Origin of the sequence: Streptomyces sp. x-19, assembly GCF_046549115.1 — a bacterium.
Taxonomy (GTDB): Bacteria; Actinomycetota; Actinomycetes; order Streptomycetales; family Streptomycetaceae; genus Streptomyces; species Streptomyces albulus_C.
Genome location: NZ_JAJPWK010000002.1, coordinates 798,353 through 817,243 on the forward strand (window position 1 = coordinate 798,353; position 18,891 = coordinate 817,243).

Sequence of the window (18,891 nt, forward strand, 5' to 3'; positions counted from 1 at the left end):
TGGATGACATGAGTCACAGTGTGGGTGGAGTCCGGCAGGCGCAGAAGCAGAAGACCCGTCAGGCGCTGCTGGACGCGGCGCTCGGGCTGCTGGAGGAGCAGAGCCTGAGCAGCCTCGGGCTGCGCGAGGTGACCCGGGTGGTGGGGGTCGCCCCGACCGCGTTCTACCGGCACTTCCGGGACCTGGGGGAGTTGGGCGTCGCGCTCGTCGAGGAGGCGCTGGGCAGCCTGCACGTGATGGTGCGCGCGATCCTCGCCGAGCAGGACGCCGCGGAGGAGCGGATAGACCGCACGATCGCGGTCGTCGAGCGGCATGTGCGCGAACACCCCGCGCACGTGCGGTTCGTGGCCCGCGAGCGGCGGGGTGGGGTGCGGGCGGTGCGGCACGCCATCGCCGGGGAGCTGGACCGGTTCGCGGCGGAGGTCGCCGCGGCGCTCAAGACCCAGCCGGTGTCGGCCGGTTGGCGGGACGAGGACGTGCGGATGCTGGCCGAGCTGTACGTCGACCGGCTGGTGACGACCGCGGCGGAGCTGCTCGACGCGCGGGAGGAGGGCGGCGAGGAGGCGGCCGAGCGGGTGGTGTGGCGCGCCCGGCGGCAGTTGCGGCTGATCAGCCTCGGGCGACGGCATTGGGGGGAGGAGGGGCGGGCGCCCGCGCCGGGGACGGAAGCGGAGTACGGGCGGTCCGGGCCGTCCGGTTCCGCGGAGCCGTCCGAGGGTTAGTGGTGGGCGGGGGTGGTGCGGATGCGGTAGGTGCCGTCGGTGTTCTCGGTGAGGACGGTGACGGTGACGCCGCTGGTGTGGTCGGTGAAGGTCTCGCCGGGGCGGAACGGGGCGTCCGTCAGGTCCGCCTCGACGTAGCGGGCGTCGGTGTAGCAGCCGCGGCTGTGCGGGGTGGCGTCGACGACGCGGAGCGGGGCGCGGCCGGTGGGGACCTTGGTGTCCACGTGGTAGACGAGGACGCCGGGGCGGCAGACGATCGGGTCCAGCAGGCCGCTGGCCCGGGCCTCGACGACGAAGGCGGTGTGCGGCCCGGTCGGGATGACGACGATCTTGGTGCCGCCGGGGGTGGAGATCGGCGTGAGGACGTGCTCGGTGGGCCTTCCGCCGGCCGGTGTGCAGTGCACCTGGCCGGGGGCGAGCCAGCCCATCTTCCACTTGTGCCAGCCCAGGAAGTCGTTGGTCGGCCCCCAGTCCTCGTCCATCGGGTCCCAGTGCCCCACCGGCGTCGAACCGCTCCGCCCGTCGGTGTAGTAGAGGTCCGGTAGGCCGAAGGAGTGGGCGTTCTCGTGGTTGAGGACGCGGAAGGCGCTCAGGCCGGTCTGCCGGCTCCAGATGAACGAGACGTTCCGGAACGGCGCGCCGCGGCTGCTCTTGAGGCCGAGGTCGGCACCGCTGAAGGTGACCGACAGGACCGTGTGGGTGGCGGCCGGGCCGGCGTTGGGGGACGCGATGACGTTGACGATGTCGTAGTTGCGGAAGTCCACGAACGGGTCCACGGCGTGCACGAGTTCGCGGGAGAGGGCGTGGTAGCCGCGGTCCGAGGACGGATCGAAGGTGGCGCCGCGGGTGACGCCGTAGGCCGCCAGGGGGCGTGACATGCGGATCCAGCGGAAGAGCGGCTTGGGGACGTAGGAGAGCCGCCCGTACGAGCTGGTGCGGAAGTAGTCGGTGACGGCCGGGAAGAACTCGGCGAAGCGGGCCATGGGGGAGAGGGCGGCGGGGGCGTCCGGGAAGTCAACGAACAGGGTGAGGGCCCGGACGGTGCCGGTGGCGTGGGCGAAGGCGGCGGGGGTGGGGGCGGATTCCGCGACGTCGTCGCTGATACCGGGGAGGGCGCAGGGGCCGGTGGGGCGTGCGCCGGGAGGAACGGCGGCGGGGGCGCCAGGGGGGACCGGCGGGGTCGGTGGCGCCGGGGGGACGGGGGGACGGGGCGCGACGGGGGGTGCGGGGGCGGTGGTGCCGGGGATCGTGGTGGCTGTCGCCGCGGCTGCGGTGGTGGCCGCGGCGGTCGGACGGGCGGGGGCGGTGGGCGGTGTGGCGGGCTGGGTGCCGGGGGGCGGTGGTGCGGCGGTGGCGTAGCGCGGGGTGGTCAGGGCGATGGTGGCGGCCGCGCAGGTGGCGGTCGTCGCCAGGGCGGCGCGGAGCCGGTGCGTCAGGGGGCGCATGGGGATGCCTCGGAGGGGGCCTCGGGCGTGCCGGTGTGCGCGGGGTGCGGGGCGGGGGCGGCGTGGTGCGGGCGGGCGTCCGCCTCGTGCGGGCCGGCGGCCATGGGGGGCGGGCCGGCGGCCGTGCGGCGTGGGCCGGTGTGCGCGTGGCCCGGGCCGGGGTGCGGGCGGACCGTTCGGGTCATTGGGCGGATGCCTTCTGCCTCATGCTGCTCAGCCTGCGGCGGTGGATGGTCGCCCGCGCGTGGGGATGCGTCAAATGGAGGGCCGGGGTGGTGCGGAGGGATGGTCGGCGCGCGTCGGGGCCCGCAGGCGCGACCGCTTGTGCTCCACGTCACATGGCGGGTGGGAAATATCCGGGGAGCCGATCCCCGTTTGTACGTGGTGTTGGGCGAAGTGGGGAGTAGCTCCCCGGTTTCGTGGGTGTGGCGCGTACGAAGGGAGTGTGCCGACGTGTCCGGAGAGGTGCGGGTGAAGAGCGTGCAGCCGCGGCTGCGGGCCGATGCGGTGCGCAACCGGGAGCGGATCATCGCTGCCGCGCGGGAGACGATGGTCGAATTCGGGGCCGAGGTGCCGTTCGATGAAATCGCTCGACGTGCGGGTGTCGGCAATGCGACGCTCTATCGTCACTTCACGGATCGCCGGGAGTTGATCCACCACGTCACGCTTTCCGTCATGTCCCGTATCGCGGACCGCGCGGAGCGTGCCCTCGCCGAGGAGTCGGATGCCTTTGAAGCGCTGCGGCGCTTCGTCCACGACGCGGTGGAGGAGCGGATCGGTGCGTTGTGCCCGTTGCTCTCCGACGGCTTCGACCCGGCCCATCCCGATCTGCTCGCGGCGCGCGGGCGCCTGGACGCGGCCATTGAGGCCGTCATGGGTGCCGCGCGCGACGGCGGCCAACTGCGCGCCGACATCGCCGTCGGTGACCTGATGGTGGCGCTCACCCAGCTCACGCGTCCGTTGCCGGGCAGTGGCTGTCTCGACTTCGACAAGTTCGCGCACCGGCACCTCCAGCTGTTCCTGGACGGCCTACGGGCCCCCGGCCGGTCCGAACTGCCCGGTTGCGCCGTGACGTTGGAGGACCTGAGGCACCGCTGCTCGTGAGCCGCGGCGGCTGAGGCGAGCGGGCCGGACCGACCGGCCCGTCGAGCCCCCGGCCTCCGGCGTCCTCCGTCGGGACGTCGTCGTCCGTTTCCGTTCCCCTGCGGGTGTGCGCCCGCTTCCCGATCTTCCGTCCGCGCCAGTCCACGACTGCACGACTCCGTAGCTCCTCAGTTCCGCAGTTCCGCAGTTCCTTAGTTCCCTTAGTTCCGCCCCGTTCGTCACCTCTGTTCCGTTACGCACCACTAGGTGGACCCCGTCATGCCTGAAACCGTTTCGCCCGTCGATCCCCGGCGCTGGAAAGCGCTGATATTCATCGCCCTCGCGCAACTGATGGTCGTCCTCGACTCGACGATCGTGAACATCGCGCTGCCCTCCGCCCAGGACGACCTGGGGATCAGCGACGCCAACCGGCAGTGGGTCATCACGGCCTACGCGCTGGCCTTCGGCGGGCTGCTGCTCTTCGGCGGGCGGATCGCCGACCTGTGGGGCCGGCGCCGGACCTTCGTCATCGGCCTGATCGGCTTCGCGGCGGCCTCCGCGGTCGGCGGGGCCGCGCTCAACGAGAGCATGCTGCTGGGCGCGCGGGCGCTGCAGGGCGCCTTCGGTGCGCTGCTGGCGCCGTCCGCACTGTCGCTGCTCGCGGTGACGTTCACGGAGGCCCGGGAGCGCGCCAAGGCGTTCGGCATCTTCGGTGCGATCGCCGGTGGCGGCGGCGCGGTCGGCCTGATCCTCGGCGGCGTGCTGACCGAGTACATGAACTGGCGCTGGACGTTCTTCGTCAACATCCCGTTCGCCGTGGTCGCCGCGACCGGCGCGGCGCTGGTCATCCGCGAGCCCGCGGAGGGCCGCAACTCCTCCCGGCTGGACGTGCCCGGCGTCATCCTGGCGACGCTCGGCCTGGTCTCGCTGGTCTACGGCTTCACCCGGGCCGAGTCGGACGGCTGGCTGGCCGGCGCGACGCTGGGGCTGTTCGCCGCGGCGGCCGTGCTGCTGCTGACGTTCGTCGTGGTCGAGTCCAAGGTGGCGGCGCCGCTGCTGCCGCTGCGGGTGGTCGCCGAGCGGAACCGCGCGGGCGTCTACGCGTCGCTGGGCCTGGCCGTGATCGGCATGTTCGGTCTCTTCCTGTTCCTGACCTACTACCTGCAGATCGTGAAGGGCTACACGCCGGTCGTGACCGGTCTGGCCTTCCTCCCGATGGTCGCGGGCATGATCACCGGTTCGACGCAGATCGGCGCCCGGTTGATGACCCGGGTGCGGCCGCGGCTGCTGATGGCGCCCGGCTTCACGGTCGCCGCGCTCGGCATGCTGGTGCTGACCCAGATCGACCTGGACACGTCCTACCCGGCGCTGATCCTGCCCGGCTTCGTCCTGATGGGCCTGGGCATGGGCACGGCGTTCATGCCGGCCATGTCGCTGGCCACGCACGGGGTCCAGCCGCGGGACGTCGGCGTCGCCTCCGCGATGGTCAACACCTCGCAGCAGGTGGGCGGCGCGATCGGCACCGCCCTGCTGAACACCATCGCGGCCAGCGCCACCACCGCGTACGCCACCTCGCACGCGGCCGGCGCCCGCTCGGCGGACCTGCTCAAGCTCCAGTCGATGGTGCACGGCTACACCTCCGCCATCTGGTGGGCGGTCGGCATCCTGGCCCTGGCGGCGGTGATCGCCTTCACCTTCATCAACACCGGGCGGCCCGGCGGCGGTTCGCCGAAGGCGTCGTCGGACGACGGTGCGGGCGCGTCGGCCGGCGCCGAGGAGGCGGCGCAGGTCCCGGTGCTGGTGCACTGAGGGCGGGACGGCGGGCGGGGCCCGCGGGACGACGCCGCGCCGGCACCGGCGCGGCGTCGGGCGGCCGGCGCGGCCGCTGCGCCCCCTTGCTCCCACACGCCCCGAAACCATCCGAACGCGTGGCGCTGCGCCGGCCTCCCCTCGTTCCGCTGACGCTCAGCGGAGCCAGGGGAGGTCGGCGCCCTGCGGTTGGAGGCCGTCGGCGATCACGCAGCAGATCGCGTCGAGTTGGCCGATCTGTTCCGGGGTGAGGCGGTCGAAGATCGCGGCCCGGACCGCGTTGACGTGTCCGGGGGCGGCCTTCTCCAGGATCCGCAGCCCCTCGTCCGTGAGGTGGGCGTTCTGGCCCCGCTTGTCGGACGGGCAGTCCTCGCGCCGGACCCAGCCGTTCTTCTCCAGGCGGGCGACGGCGTGGGAGAGTCGGGACCGGGTGATCTTGGCGTTCTGGGCCAGCTCGGTCATCCGCATCCGGCGCCGCGGCGCGCGGGAAAGCTGGACGAGCAGGCCGTAATAGACGTGCGGCATCCCGGCATCACGCTGGAGCTGGCGGTCCAAGTGGTCCTCCAGGAGCGTGGTGGCGTGGAGGTACGCCTGCCAGGCGTGCTGCTCCTCGTCGTCGAGCCAGCGCGGCTCGGTCGCGGATTCGTTGCTCATGCCATCCACTCTCTCACCGCCACGCGAATTATTTAATATTTAACAATACGGGTTCGGCTGAGAACGGCCTTCTTCCGGTCGGAGGGGCCCGGTGTCGACGAACGGGCGGGGCGCGGGGATCCGGGCGCGGGGGAACCGGGTCGGCCGCAGGTGTGAGCGCCCCGCGGTGGGACGGCCCTCGTCGCGGGGCGGTCGGATACCGCCAGTGTGACGCCGTAGCGCCGTTATGTCGTTAATGTCGAAACCATTTCTCGGCCGGGGCGCCGTCCGGGCGCGCTCCGCCCGCGCGCTCCGCCCGCGCGCTCCGGACGTCCGGAGCGCGCCGGTGCGCCCCCGGCGCGCTCAGTCCTCGCCCGGAGTGATCAACTCCAGGGACCGGAGCGCGGCCAGCAGGGCGCGGTCGTCGCCGTCCGGGGTCCAGGACGCCACGTCGAGGGCGGTGTCGGTCAGCTTGATCGCGTGCGCGTCGCCGTGCGCGGCGGCCCGCTCGAAGACCTCCTCCGGGGTGAGCGCCCCGGCCTTGAGGGCCGGCAACGGAGCGTCGGGGCTGTAGACGGAGGTGAGCGCGGCGCTCGCCGTCCAGGCCGCCCCGAGCGAGGGCGCCCACAGCTCGCGGGGGAGCGCCGGGAGGGTGCGCAGGACCGCGCTCGGCGCGGTGGCCGCGTGCACCAGGAGGACCGCGTCGCCGTGGCCGTAGTCCAGGTACCGGTGGGTGGCGGCCCGCACCAGCGCGGCCAGCTGCTCGCGCGCGTCCTCGGGCCCCTGCGGTGCGCGCAGCGACTCGGCGGCGGCCAGCCAGCCCTGCGTACCGGGGAGCTGGGCCAGTCCGTTGACGACCGACGTCCGCTGGTCGGCTACGTGCGGGAGCGTGGCGAGCACGTCGTCGGGGGTGCCGGTGCCGCTCGGCCGCACGGACACCGGCAGCGTGGTGTGGCGGGCCGCCCAGTAGCCGAGGGCGTGCGCCAACTCCACGCTCCGCGGCTCCTCTTCGCCCTGTTCCAGGAGGGTGCGCACGGCGTGGCCGACGCGGATCACCGGGTGGGTGGCGGCGCCCGCGATGCCGGGGAGGAGTCGGGGCCACCACTCGGCGAGCACCTCCCGCCAGGGGCGTTCGGCGACCTGGCGGGTCAGGTGCGCGGTCCAGTCGGTGACCCGGCGCGGATCGCCCAGCGCCTCCTGCCAGTTGGCTTCGGTGATCGTGGTCTGCGCGCTCGGTACGTCCTCCAGCCGGGTGGCGTAGTCGTCGAGCCAGCGGTGGACGGTGCGCACCTGGCCGTGCCGGACGAGGGCCTCCACGGCCATCGGACCGTGATTGCTGAGGAACCCGTTGAACTCGGGGCCGGTGGTGTGGAGGCGTTCCAGGGCTTCGTCGAGTGTGCCGCTCGTCGTATCCATGGCCCGAGGCTAGGACCGGGCCCCGGGACCGGGTAACGGGCCGCGGGCGGATCCCCAACCGGCCGGTGGGACTACGGCCTTGGTCTTACGGCGCACGGGGGCCGTGGCGGGGGCGCGGCACGGCCGGCGGGCGGGCGGGGGCCGCCGAGGGGCCGCGAGCAGGGACGCCGGCGGTGCGGCGGGGCGTTGTCAGTGGTGGGTGCGACGCTGAAGTGGAGGGCTGCGGAAGGGGGTTGGTGCGGGGCGCGCGGGGGCCCGGGCGCGCGGAGGCGGATTCTGCATGCGGATTCCGGACGGGATTCCGGACGGGAATCGGGGCGGGAATCGGGACCGGAATCCGGTCAGGGGGTGTCGGGTATGGGCGGGAGCCTGGACGGCATGACGAGTGAGAGCGCACGACGGACCGGGGGCGGAGCGGGGGCCGAGAGTGAGGCGGTCGGTTGGGCGGCCGTGGAGGCGGCGGCGCCGGAGTTCGCCGCGCTGGTGCGGCAGCGGTTCGGGCTGCACCGGCACCACGTCCTGGCCACGCTGCGGAAGGACGGCGCACCGCGGCTGACGGGGCTGGAGGCGGATTTCCGCTTCGGGGAGCTGTGGCTGGGCATGATGGCGGGCTCGCGCAAGGTGCAGGACCTGCGGCGGGACCCCCGTTTCGCACTGCACGGCAACCCCGGCGGCGGGACGGACCTGGCCGGTGGTGACGTGCGGGTGTCCGGGCGGGTGGTCGAGGTGGGCGATCCGGGCCTGAAGGCGCGGTACGCGGCGGCGGTGCAGCCGCCGGAGCCGTTCGAGCTGTTCCGGGCGCTGCTGACGGAGGTGGTGCGGACGTCCGTCGAGGCCCCGTTCATGAAGTTGGAGGTCTGGCGGCCGGGCCGGCAGCTGCGGACGTTGCGACGGACGTCGCAGGATCCGGAGGTGCTGGTGGGCCCCGTGGTCGCCAGACGGGCGAGCGGCTGGCCGGCGAGGTAGGCGCGCTCCTCCGGGGTGAAGACCGGGTCGGCGGGCGGGGACGGTGCCGTGCCGTCGGGCTCCGGCGGGTGTGTGGGGCCGGAGCCCGGGGCGGATGCCGGTGGGGTCGCGGGTGTGGGTGTCATGGGGAGGAGGCTAGGAACTCAACTGCGTTTGAGGTCAAGCGGGTTGGGGGTGCCGCCTCCGGTGCGGTCAGTGTGCGGCGTGCAGGCGGTTGCGGCCGGCCGCGTGTGCTTCGTGGGGGCGGTGCAGGCCGTGCGGTTCGCGCGTGCGGTGGGTGCGGAAGACGTAGAGCGAGACGAGGAACATCACGAAGAACATCCCTATGCCCCACCCCACGGAAGTCAGCACCGACGGCCGGCTGCCGCCGAGGGAGTAGAGCCAGCCCATCGACGCCCCGAAGAGCGCGGCGTAGGCCAGGGCGCGGGTCTCGGTGAGCATGCTCGACTGGAAGTGCGTCAACGTGAGGCCCAGGATCCCGGTGACCACCGCCGCGATCAGCCCGAGGAGCGCGGCCTGGCCGCCCTTGGCCCCGTTGGTGTGGTCCATCCAGATCGTGTAGCAGCCGAAGCAGAGCGCCGCGATGACCGGCAGGGTCACGGTGAGCGGGGCGCGCCGGATCCTGTCGGTGACGGAGCGCCCCGTGGCTGAGTCCGCGGCGGGGCCGGTGGCCGACGCGCCGTGCTCCGGCTCGACGGCGCCGTGCGAGCGGGCGGCCCGGGCGCCGGACGGTTCACCCCGGCGGGCGGGCTGGTCGCCGTGCGCGTGCTGGTCCATGACGGGCTCCTCTCGTTCGCCCTTCTTCCTGTCCAGGCGACACCCGGGCACCGGCGCCGGCAACCGGAGCGGCCCGGCCGGCGACCGGAGCGGCTCCGCGGGTCGGACGGGAGCGGCCCGCGAGGCGCCGCGGCGTTCGCCGCTCCGTCCCGTGCCCACCGCGGGTCCTTCGGGAACGCCTACCGCAGGTCCTTCTGGAACCAGGACACGTCCCAGTAGCGGTCGAACTTCCGCCCGACTTCGGTGAACGTGCCGATGGGCCGGAAGCCGAAGCGGGCGTGCAGCCGGACGGACGCCTCGTTGGGCTGGGCGATCCCGGCGTAGGCGCGGTGCACGTCCTCGTCGGCCAGCGCCGCGAAGAGCGCCCGGTACAGCAGCGTGCCGACGCCCCGGCCGCCGGCCTCCGGCGCGCAGTACACGGTCGTCTCCACGGAGGTCGCGTACGCGCCCTTGGGGCGGAAGGCGCTGCTGGTCGCGTAGCCGAGGAGGGAACCGTTCCCCTCTCCTGCGGACTGCGCAACCAGAAGGCGGTGCGGACCGTCTTTGGGGTGGGAGAGCAACCACGGGCGACGTTGGTCGGGGCTGAAGGGCTCCGTGTCGAATGTGATGGCCGTCTCACGGACGTAGTGATTGTAAAGATCCGTAAGGGCCGTGAGGTCCGTCTCGGCGCCCGCTCTGACCTGCACTTCCCCGCGCTCAGGCGACATCTGCCCTCCCTCGTGACGGCGCAGGGTACTGCATGATCAGAAAAATTGAGGAACGGCTTGGGAATTCTGTCCGGATTCCAGCCGTTGTTTCCTTCGGACGGGTCAGCCGGTTGGCCACACGGTCCATAGGCCGACGACCCGCTCCACTGTCCCGCGACCGACTCAGCGCTAAGGGAGCATCCGCATGGCAACCCGTGCCGTCGCCCGTCGTCAGGCCAGCACCACCGGCTCTGGCCAGGCCAACAGCGTTCGCGCAGTAGGCGGAGACATCGCCGACCGCGACCTGGTCGGCATGTACCTCGACGAGATCGCGCGCACGCCGCTGCTCGACGCCGCCAAGGAGGTGGAGCTGTCCCAGACCATCGAGGCGGGCGTCTACGCCCAGCAGATCCTGGACGGCGAGATCACCGAGGGCAACGCCGCAGGTGCCGAGCGTGCGGAGCTGGAAGCGCTGGCCGCCGAGGGCGAGCGCGCGAAGGACGTCTTCATCCGGTCCAACCTGCGCCTCGTCGTCGCCGTCGCCCGCCGTTACCCCCGCTCCGGCCTGCCGCTGCTCGACCTGATCCAGGAGGGCAACGCCGGTCTGGTGCGCGCCGTCGAGAAGTTCGACTACGCCAAGGGCTTCAAGTTCTCGACCTACGCGACGTGGTGGATCCGTCAGGCCATCACCCGCTCCATCGCCGACCAGTCGCGCACGATCCGCCTGCCCGTCCACCTCGTCGAGGAGCTGGGCCGGATCCGCCGCGTGCAGCGGGAATTCAACCGCGAGAACGGCCGCGACCCGGAGCCGGAGGAGGTGGCGGGCGAGCTGGGTTCCACGGCGGCCCGGGTCACCGACGTCCTGGACTGGGCCCGCGACCCGGTCAGCCTGAACATGTCGGTCGACGACGACGGCGACACCCAGTTCGGCGACCTGCTGGAGGACACCTCCGCGGCCTCGCCCGAGCAGTCGGTGCTCACGCTGCTGCGCAGCGAGGAGTTGGAGGACCTGATCGACCGCCTCGACCAGCGCACCGCCTCGATCATCAAGGCCCGCTACGGCATCGAGGACGGCCGTGAGCGGACGCTGACGGAGGTCGGCAAGCAGCACGGTCTGACCCGTGAGCGGATCCGCCAGATCGAGAAGCACGCGCTGCTGGAGCTGAAGCGGATGGCGCGGGACACCGGGTTCGACGCGGCGGCCTGAGTCGCGTCCACCGGGGCGGGCCCGCATGCCGGGCCCGCGGTGATACCGGGCCGGCGGTGACGTCGGTCCTGGGTGCGGGTGTTTTTTTGGGCGAGCCCCGGTGCCGTGACGGCGTCGGGGCTCCTTTGCGTCCACGGGGGTGGCCGGGCGGGTCCACGGGGTGCCCGAGTCCGTCCGTGGGAGGCCCGGGTGGTGGGTCCATAGCGCGCGATCATGCCCGTTTGGGTCCGATGGGATGCCCGTATCTGTTTACTTGGGGAGGGTGTGGGCGTAGCATCCCGGTGAAACCACAGGTTCGGGCATGGAACGGACACAGACACAGATGTACGCACCCGAGCGCCAGCAAGAGATCCTGCGGCTCGCCCGTGAAGGCGGGCGGGTCGACGTGCTCTCCCTCGCCGAGGAGTTCCAGGTCACCGCCGAGACCATCCGGCGCGACCTGAAGGCGCTGGACCGCGCCGGCCTGGTCCGGCGGGTGCACGGCGGCGCCATCCCGGCCGGCCGCCTGGACTTCGAGCCCGACCTCGCCGAGCGGGACGCGGTCGCCGCCGACGAGAAGCAGCGCATCGCCCGGGCCGCGCTGGCCGAACTGCCCGGCGGCGAGGGCCCCGGCAGCGTGATCCTCGACGCCGGCACCACCGCGGCCCGGCTCGCCGCGGAGATCCCGTTGGAGGCCGAACTGACCGTGGTCACCCACGGCCTGCCGGTCGCCGCGCGGCTGGCGGACCACCCCGGCCTCACCCTCCACCTCGTGGGCGGCCGGATCCGGCACCGCACGCGGGCCGCGGTCGACGACTGGGCGCTGCGCGCCTACCGGGAGATCAACGCCGACGTGCTCTTCCTGGCGACCAACGGCTTCTCCCTCGACGGCGGCTTGACCACGCCCGACCTCGCCGAGGCCGCGGTCAAGCGGGCGTTGATCGCCGCGGCCCGCCGGGTGGTGCTGCTCGCCGACTCCGCCAAGTTCGGACAGCAGCACTTCGCCCGCTTCGGCGACCTCGCGGACGTCGACCTGCTGATCACCGACACCGGGCTGAGCCCCGAGGACGCCCGCGCCATCGAACGCGCCGGCACGGAGGTGGTCCGCGCATGACGCCGCCCCACGGGCCCGCCCGCCACGCTGCCACCACCCCGACCGCGACCCGCGTCGCCCAACCCGCCGGACCGGTACACCCATGATCGTCCTCACCGTCACCCCCAACCCCAGCCTGGACCGCACCTACGAGGTCCCGGCGCTGGAGCGCGGCGCCGTGCTGCGGGCCACCGCCGACCGCGTCGACCCCGGCGGCAAGGGCGTCAACGTCTCCCGCGCGGTCGCCGCCGCCGGCCACCGCACCCGCGCCGTCCTGCCGTTGGGCGGTCCCGCGGGCGCGGCGCTGGCCGGGTTGCTGCGGGCCGAGGGCATCGACGTGGCGGGCGTCCCGGTCGCCGGGCAGACCCGTTCCAACATCGCCGTCGCCGAACCCGACGGCACCCTCACGAAGATCAACGCGGCCGGTCCGGAACTCACCCCCGACGAGTCCGAGGCGCTGTTGACCGCGGTCGGCGAGGGCTCCGCCGGCGCCGACTGGATCGCCTGCTGCGGCAGCCTGCCGCGCGGCCTGGCCCCCGAGTGGTACGCCGAACTGGTCGCCAGGGCGCACCGCGCCGGCGCCCGGATCGCCCTGGACACCTCCGGCCCGTCGCTGACCGCGGCGCTGCGCGAACGCCCCGACGTCGTCAAACCCAACGCCGAGGAACTCGCCCAGGCCGTCGGCCGCCCGCTGACCACCGTCGGCGACGCGGTCGAGGCTGCCGAGGAACTGCGCTCCTGGGGCGCCCGGGCGGTCCTGGCCTCCCTGGGGGCGGACGGGCAGCTCCTGGTCGACGCCGACGGCGCGCGCTTCGGCAGCGCCCCGGTCGCCGCCGTCCGCAGCAACGTCGGTGCGGGGGACGCCTCGCTCGCCGGTTTCCTCACCGCGGGCGGCACCGGTGCCCCGGCGCTGGCCGCGGCGGTGGCGCACGGCGCGGCCGCCGTGCAACTCCCCGGCAGCCTGATGCCAACGCCCGCGGACCTGGCCCCGGAACGGGTCGTGCTGAGCGTCGAAGTGCCGCTCGGCCGGCCGCTGACGGAGCCGGTCCCCGATCCGCCCGCACCCCGTCCCCACCGCCCGCCCGGCGGTACCGCGCGCAAGGGAGCCCGCGATGAGTGAGCTGATCAGCGCGGACCTGGTCGATCTCGACCTGTCCGCCGCAACGAAGGACGCCGCCGCCCGGTCGTTGGCGGAGCGGATGGTCGCCGCCGGCCGGGTCACCGACCTGGAGGGGTTCCTCGCGGACGTGGCCGCCCGCGAGGCCCAGATGCCGACCGGCCTGGACGGCGGCATCGGCATCCCGCACTGCCGCAGCGCGCACGTCACGGAACCGACGCTGGCCTTCGGGCGCAGCGCGGCCGGCATCGACTTCGGCGCCGCGGACGGCCCGGCCGACCTGATCTTCCTGATCGCGGCTCCGGCGGGTGGCGACGCGGACCACCTGTCGATCCTGTCGTCGCTCGCGCGCCAGTTGATGGACGAGGCGTTCACGGGCGCGCTGCGGTCCGCGGCCGAGCCGGCGCGGGCGGCGGCGCTCATCCGGGGCGAACAGCCGGAGCAGCAGCCGGAGCAGCAACCTGAAGAGGAGCCGCAGTCGGGGCCGCAGGCGGCATCGCGGTCGGAGTCGGAGTCGCGGTCGGAGCCGGGGCCGGGGCCGGAGGCGGACGGTCCGCGGTCCGCCGACGCCCCCGCACCGGAGCCGACCACCCCCGAGGCCGCGTCCGCCGCCCCCGGAACCGCCCCGGAGGCCCCGGCGTCCGCCCCGTTCCGCATCGTCGCGGTCACCTCCTGCCCCACCGGCATCGCGCACACCTACATGGCCGCCGAATCCCTGGCCAAGGCCGCTCGGGCGGCCGAGGTCGAACTCACCGTGGAGACCCAGGGATCGGCCGGCTTCCAGCGCCTCGACCCGCAGCTGATCGCGGCGGCCGACGGCGTGATCCTCGCGCACGACGTCGAGGTGCGGGACCGCGAGCGGTTCGCCGGCAAGCCGCTCGTCGACGTCGGGGTGAAGGCCGGCATCAACCGTCCCGCGGAACTCATCGCCGAGGTCCGCGAGAAGGCCGCCCGGGGCCCCGTCCCGGCCGCCGACGCACCCGCCCGCCCCACCGCCCCCATGGACCAGGGCGCCGAGACCACCGACGGCTACGCCACCCGGCTCCGCACCTGGCTGATGACCGGCGTGAGCTACATGGTCCCGTTCGTCGCCGCGGGCGGGCTGTTGATCGCCCTGGCGTTCGCGATCGGCGGCTACACCGTCGACAAGGCACCGTCGGTCGCCGACCACTTCCTGTGGACCGAGTCGGCCAGTTGGGCGGCGCTGTTCTTCCAGGTCGGCAGCACCGCCTTCGGCTTTCTCGTCCCGGTCCTGGCCGGCTTCATCGCCTACGGGATGGCGGACCGGCCCGGCCTGGTCCCCGGCTTCGTCGGCGGCGCCGTCGCGCTGACCGTCAACGCCGGCTTCCTGGGCGGGCTGATCGCCGGTCTGCTGGCGGGGGCGGTGGTGCGGGCGATCCAACGGATCGACGTGCCGCCGGTGCTGCGCGGCATCATGCCGGTGGTGGTCATCCCGCTGCTCTCCTCGGCGGCGGTCGGCTTCCTGATGTTCCTGGTGGTCGGCAAGCCGATCGCCGCGCTCCAGAAGGCCCTCACCGGCTGGCTGTCCGGCCTGTCCGGAGCCAACGCCGTCATCCTCGGCGTGCTCCTGGGCCTGATGATGTGCTTCGACCTCGGTGGGCCGCTGAACAAGGTCGCCTACGCCTTCGCGGTCGGCGGCCTGGCCAACCCCAACCCGGGCAGCCTGAAGGTGATGGCCGCGGTGATGGCGGCCGGCATGGTCCCGCCGCTGGCGATGGCGCTGGCCACGACCGTGCGGGGCCGCCTGTTCACCCGGGCCGAACGGGAGAACGGCAAGGCCGCGTGGGTCCTCGGCGCGTCCTTCATCACCGAGGGCGCGATCCCGTTCGCCGCCGCCGACCCGCTGCGGGTGATCCCCTCCGCGATGGTCGGCGGGGCGGTCACCGGCGGCCTGTCGATGGCCTTCGGCTGCACCCTCCGCGCCCCGCACGGCGGCGTCTTCGTGGTCCCGCTGATCGGCCAGCCGCTGCTCTACCTGCTCGCCGTCGCCGCCGGCACCGTCGTCAGCGCCGCCCTGGTCGTGCTCCTCAAGAGCCTCCGGGCGCCGGCGGCCGGAACCCCGGGCACGGACGTGCCCGCCGCCGACGCCACGCACCCCCAGGTGAGCACGCACCGCGAGGTAACCACCCACTAAAAAGTAGGTACTTGTCCGGAACTGCCCTCCCGCCAAAACTGATCAGCAAGTGATCAGTGCGAAGAACGAGGCGGGGGTGCAGTTCCGTTATGTCAGCGGAGAATGAGGCCCGGGTGCAGGCGGCCGGGGAACGTGCGCGTGCGGGAACGTCGCGCGAGAACGTCGCGGTGCTCGGCCTGGGGGACATGGGCAGGGCGCTGGCGTCGGCGCTCCTGGCGGCCGGGCATCGGGTGACGGTGTGGAACCGCACGGCGCACAAGGCCGATGCGCTGGTGGCCGAGGGCGCCCGGCGCGCCGCATCGCCGGCCGCGGCGATCGCCGCGAGCGAGGTCGTGATCGTCTGCATCCTGGACTACGCCGACGTCGCGCCGCTGCTGGCCGACGACGGCGCCGGTGCGGCGCTGGAGGGCCGGGTCGTGGTCAACGTGACCAACGGTTCGCCGGCCGAGGCGCGGGTGCTCGCGGAGCGGGTCGCCGGGCTCGGCGCGGAGTACCTCGACGGCGGCGTCATGGCCGTTCCGGAAATCATCGGGCAGCCCCAGGCGTTCGTGCTCTACAGTGGCGCCGAGGCCGCCTTCGAGGCGCATCGCGGGGTGCTGGACGCCATGGCGAGGAGCGTCTATCTGGGCCCGGATCCCGGGGCGGCGCCACTGCACGACCTCGCGCTGCTGAGCGGGATGTACGGCATGTTCGGTGGATTCCTGCACGCCGCGGCCCTGGTGCGGTCGGCGGGCGGGAACGTCGACGCGTTCACCCGGGAGCTGCTGGTGCCGTGGCTGCGGGCGATGGCCGAAAGCCAACTGCCGGCGATGGCGGCGCAGGCGGCGGCCGGGGAGTACGGCGCCACCGGCTCCCACCTCGCCATGCAGGTCGCGCACGACGCGATCGGCGACGTCAGCCGGGCGCAGGGCGTCAGCACGGAGCTCTTCGGCCCGCTGTGGGAGCTGATGAAGCGCCGGGTCGCGGACGGGCACGGCCACGAGAGCCTCGGCGGGGTCGTGGAACTGCTGCACTCCGGGGCGCCGACGGCGTGACCCGCCGCCGCGCACCGTGCCGCACGCACGACGAGGCGGTGACCGCTCCTCCTCGAAGGGCGGTCACCGCCTCGTGCGCTCAGCGGGTGCGGCCGGCGGCCGTCAGGAGGCGCTGCCCGCCGTCCACTCCGACCAGGACATGTTCCAGCCGTTGAGGCCGTTGTCGGGCTTGACGGTCTTGTCCGGGGAGTTCTTCACGATCACCACGTCGCCGATCAGCGAGTTGGTGTAGAACCACTTGGCCGGGGTGTCGCCACCGCCGCCCTTGTTGTCCTCCAGGCCGACACAGCCGTGGCTGGTGCCGGTGCGGCCGAAGATCGACGAGCTGCCCCAGTAGTTGCCGTGTATGAAGGTGCCGGAGGACGACAGGCGCATGGCGTGCGGCACGTCCTTGATGTCGTACTCGCCGCCGAAGCCGACCGTGGAGCCGTCCATGCGGGTCTGCTCGAACTTCTCCGAGATGACCATCTGGCCGTTGTAGGTCGGGTGGTCGGGGCTGCCGCCGGAGATCGGGACGGACTTGATGACCTTGCCGTCCTGCTTGACGGTCATGGTCTGGGTGTTCATGTCGACCGTGGAGACCTGCGAGCGACCGATGGTGAAGGAGACCGTCTTGGACTGCACGCCGGTGATGCCCTGGCCGCCCTTCACGCCGTCCAGGTCGATCTTCATGGTGACCTTGGAGCCGGCCTTCCAGTAGTCCTCGGGCCGGAAGTCCAGCCGCCGGTCGCCGAACCAGTGGCCGACGACCTGCTGGCCGCTGCTGGAGGTCACCGTGATGTGGGACTGGACGTCCTTGCGGTTGCTGATCGACTTGTCGAAGTTGAACGACACCGGCATGCCGACGCCGACGGTCTTGCCGTTGTCGGGCGTGAACGAGCCGATGAAGCTGTTGGCCGACGAGACCGTGGTGAAGGTCGCGTTCTCGGTCGCCGGGCGGCCCTTGGCGTCCTTGGCGTTCGCCACGATCTTGTACTTGGCGCCGCGCTCCAGCTGCACCCCGGGCTTCCAGGACAGGCCGTCCGACGATATGGCGCCGGCGACGTCCTTGCCGGTGTCGACGGCGGTGAGCTTCACATCGGTCAACTTGCCGCCGGTGACCTTCACCCCGGTGTCGTTGATGCTGGCGTCGGTGGCGCCGTCCTTCGACGTGACCTGGATCTTGGCGTCGGAGGCGTCCTTGGCGGCCGCGGCGTCCGCGCCGGCCTGGCCGTTCTTGCCGTCGCCCTGACCGGCCGAGGCGTCGCCCCCACAGGCCGTCAGCGACAGTGCGCCCGCGGCGAGCAGGGCGGTGAGGGCCAGGGTGCGGCGCATCCGGCGGGTGCGACGGGGGGCGGCGGAATCCCGCGCCTCGTGGTGAAGCGGCTGGTGGTCGGTGCGGGACTGGGCGGGCGCGGGGTTGTCCAGCGATGTCACGAGCTGCTCCATACAGGGGTGTTGTGATTCCGTGCTGGTAAACAGCACCAACGGGTGGATTTGGTTGCGGATACGGTCCTGTTGTGACGAAGGTCACAATTTCGGCGGCAAGGGCCGGTCGTCCGGCCCTGATAGCCAGGTTCGCAGTGCCGCGCCGTCTTCGTCCAGGCGGGGTGGCGCACTGGGTTGGGTCACCGGCGTGCCCGACAGCCGCAGCGGGCTGGTCACTTGGGGGATCCGCCCCGCGCCGACCTGGGCGATCGGGTCCAGCCCGAGTCGCGTCGCCAGTTCCAGGGCCTCCGACACGGTGTTGACCGGTCCGCACGGCACCGCAACCGCCGCCAGCCGCTCCGCCCAACCCCGCGGGGTGTCGGCGACCAGACGATCCTCCAGTTCTTGGACCAGGTCCGCACGGTTGCGCACCCGATCCCGATTCCGGCGGAACCGCGGGTCCGCCGCCAGCTCCGGCGCCCCCAGCGCCCCCGCCAGCGCCCGGAACTGCCGGTCGTTGCCCACCGCGACGGCCAACAGCCCGCCCCGGCACGCCAACGTCTCGTACGGGGCGATGCTCGGATGCCGGTTGCCCATCGGCCCCGGATCCCGCCCGGTGGCCAGATGGCCGGACGTCTGGTTCACCAACGACCCCAGGAGCGACGAGAGCAGGTTCACCTCCACCGTCTGCCCCGCGCCGGTCCGGTCGCGGTGCCGCAGCGCCGCCAGGATCCCCGTCGCGGCGTCCTTGGCGGTCAAGACGTCCACCAGCGCCACCCCCGCCTTCAGCGGCGCCCCGCCGGGCTCGCCGGTGATGCTCATCAGCCCGCCCACCGCCTGGACCACGAAGTCGTAGCCGGGCAGCGCCGCCCCCGCCCCGGCACCGAAACCGCTGATGGTGCAGTGCACCAGCCCCGGATTGGCCGCCAGCGTGGCCGCGGGGTCCAGGCCGTACTTGGCGAGCGACCCGGGGCGGAAGTTCTCGATCAGGACGTCCGCCCGCCGGGCCAATTCCCGGGCAGCCGTCGCGTCCTCGGGATCGCCCAGGTCCAGTGCCAGCCCCCGCTTGGAGCGGTTCGCGGCGTCGAAGTACGCCGCGGTGCCGTCGTCGGCGAACGGCGGCCCCCAGGAACGGGTGTCGTCCCCGACCCCCGGCCGCTCGACCTTGACGACCTCGGCGCCGAGGTCGGCGAGCGTGGCGGCGGCGAGCGGGCCGGCCAGGACCCGGCTGAAGTCGGCGACGAGGACGCCGTCGAGGGCGCGGGGGGCGGTCCGGTGGTGTTGCCGGGGCACGGGCGAACTCCTCACGTCGCGGACGGGGTGCCGCCATCGTTGGCGCACCCGCGCGCCGCGGGGAAGCCG

17 protein-coding genes are annotated in these 18,891 nt (G+C 73.2%); 9 read left to right on the top strand and 8 right to left on the bottom strand.

Features of this window, described 5'->3' with window-relative positions:
- The first annotated feature begins 8 nt into the window (after window positions 1–8).
- On the top strand, window positions 9–722 hold the full coding sequence (locus ACLJT4_RS08215) for a TetR family transcriptional regulator (protein ID WP_411121616.1): 714 nt from the start codon (window positions 9–11) through the stop codon (window positions 720–722).
- Here ACLJT4_RS08215 and ACLJT4_RS08220 read toward each other — a convergent pair.
- Together ACLJT4_RS08220 and ACLJT4_RS08225 are read right to left on the bottom strand one after the other, a co-directional pair.
- Window positions 719–2,167: a M6 family metalloprotease domain-containing protein gene (locus ACLJT4_RS08220; protein WP_411121617.1), complete on the bottom strand. Its 1,449-nt coding sequence runs from the start codon at window positions 2,165–2,167 to the stop codon at window positions 719–721. The two genes, ACLJT4_RS08215 and ACLJT4_RS08220, sit on opposite strands and share 4 nt — an antisense overlap.
- On the bottom strand, window positions 2,155–2,352 hold the full coding sequence (locus tag ACLJT4_RS08225; RefSeq protein ID WP_411121618.1) for a hypothetical protein: 198 nt from the start codon (window positions 2,350–2,352) through the stop codon (window positions 2,155–2,157). The genes ACLJT4_RS08220 and ACLJT4_RS08225 overlap by 13 nt, the downstream gene beginning before the upstream one ends.
- A gap of 268 nt (window positions 2,353–2,620) precedes the next feature.
- Between ACLJT4_RS08225 and ACLJT4_RS08230 the strand changes: the two genes are divergently transcribed.
- Window positions 2,621–3,271 carry a TetR/AcrR family transcriptional regulator gene (locus ACLJT4_RS08230; protein ID WP_411121619.1) on the top strand — a complete coding sequence of 217 codons (651 nt, stop codon included), beginning with the start codon at window positions 2,621–2,623 and terminating at the stop codon, window positions 3,269–3,271.
- Between the two features lie 258 nt (window positions 3,272–3,529).
- Complete coding sequence (locus tag ACLJT4_RS08235) at window positions 3,530–5,059, top strand: MFS transporter (protein WP_411121620.1); 1,530 nt, start codon at window positions 3,530–3,532, stop codon at window positions 5,057–5,059.
- Window positions 5,060–5,215: 156 nt separating this feature from the next.
- On the opposite strand, the gene ACLJT4_RS08240 is transcribed toward ACLJT4_RS08235, so the two are convergent.
- Complete coding sequence (locus tag ACLJT4_RS08240) at window positions 5,216–5,713, bottom strand: MarR family winged helix-turn-helix transcriptional regulator (RefSeq protein ID WP_016575232.1); 498 nt, start codon at window positions 5,711–5,713, stop codon at window positions 5,216–5,218.
- 342 nt (window positions 5,714–6,055) lie between these two features.
- Complete coding sequence (locus ACLJT4_RS08245) at window positions 6,056–7,108, bottom strand: questin oxidase family protein (protein ID WP_411121621.1); 1,053 nt, start codon at window positions 7,106–7,108, stop codon at window positions 6,056–6,058.
- Between the two features lie 378 nt (window positions 7,109–7,486).
- Between ACLJT4_RS08245 and ACLJT4_RS08250 the strand changes: the two genes are divergently transcribed.
- Entirely contained in the window at window positions 7,487–8,074 is a 588-nt protein-coding gene (locus ACLJT4_RS08250; RefSeq protein ID WP_411121622.1) for a pyridoxamine 5'-phosphate oxidase family protein, read from the top strand.
- A gap of 192 nt (window positions 8,075–8,266) precedes the next feature.
- On the opposite strand, the gene ACLJT4_RS08255 is transcribed toward ACLJT4_RS08250, so the two are convergent.
- Both ACLJT4_RS08255 and ACLJT4_RS08260 read right to left on the bottom strand, forming a co-directional pair.
- On the bottom strand, window positions 8,267–8,851 hold the full coding sequence (locus tag ACLJT4_RS08255; RefSeq protein WP_411121623.1) for a hypothetical protein: 585 nt from the start codon (window positions 8,849–8,851) through the stop codon (window positions 8,267–8,269).
- Between the two features lie 179 nt (window positions 8,852–9,030).
- Window positions 9,031–9,558, bottom strand: a complete 528-nt coding sequence (locus ACLJT4_RS08260; protein WP_411121624.1) for a GNAT family N-acetyltransferase — start codon at window positions 9,556–9,558, stop codon at window positions 9,031–9,033.
- Window positions 9,559–9,742: 184 nt separating this feature from the next.
- On the opposite strand from ACLJT4_RS08260, the gene ACLJT4_RS08265 reads away from it, so the two are divergent.
- The 5 genes from ACLJT4_RS08265 (at window position 9,743) to ACLJT4_RS08285 (ending at window position 16,122) form a co-directional block, all read left to right on the top strand.
- Window positions 9,743–10,744 (top strand): RNA polymerase sigma factor RpoD/SigA, encoded by a 1,002-nt coding sequence (locus tag ACLJT4_RS08265; RefSeq protein ID WP_411121625.1) that lies wholly within the window; start codon window positions 9,743–9,745, stop codon window positions 10,742–10,744.
- 322 nt (window positions 10,745–11,066) lie between these two features.
- Window positions 11,067–11,837 (top strand): DeoR/GlpR family DNA-binding transcription regulator, encoded by a 771-nt coding sequence (locus ACLJT4_RS08270; protein ID WP_411121702.1) that lies wholly within the window; start codon window positions 11,067–11,069, stop codon window positions 11,835–11,837.
- Between the two features lie 85 nt (window positions 11,838–11,922).
- Entirely contained in the window at window positions 11,923–12,936 is a 1,014-nt protein-coding gene (gene pfkB / locus ACLJT4_RS08275; protein ID WP_411121703.1) for a 1-phosphofructokinase, read from the top strand.
- Window positions 12,929–15,088: a fructose-specific PTS transporter subunit EIIC gene (locus ACLJT4_RS08280; RefSeq protein WP_411121626.1), complete on the top strand. Its 2,160-nt coding sequence runs from the start codon at window positions 12,929–12,931 to the stop codon at window positions 15,086–15,088. Before pfkB ends, ACLJT4_RS08280 begins: the two co-directional genes overlap by 8 nt.
- Before the next feature lie 89 nt (window positions 15,089–15,177).
- A complete protein-coding gene (locus ACLJT4_RS08285; RefSeq protein WP_411121627.1) occupies window positions 15,178–16,122 on the top strand; it encodes an NAD(P)-dependent oxidoreductase in 945 nt (314 codons plus the stop codon).
- Window positions 16,123–16,224: 102 nt separating this feature from the next.
- Here ACLJT4_RS08285 and ACLJT4_RS08290 read toward each other — a convergent pair whose 3' ends face one another.
- Complete coding sequence (locus tag ACLJT4_RS08290) at window positions 16,225–17,550, bottom strand: L,D-transpeptidase (protein ID WP_411121628.1); 1,326 nt, start codon at window positions 17,548–17,550, stop codon at window positions 16,225–16,227.
- 81 nt (window positions 17,551–17,631) lie between these two features.
- Window positions 17,632–18,822 (bottom strand): CaiB/BaiF CoA transferase family protein, encoded by a 1,191-nt coding sequence (locus tag ACLJT4_RS08295; RefSeq protein ID WP_411121629.1) that lies wholly within the window; start codon window positions 18,820–18,822, stop codon window positions 17,632–17,634.
- Between the last annotated feature and the right edge of the window lie 69 nt (window positions 18,823–18,891).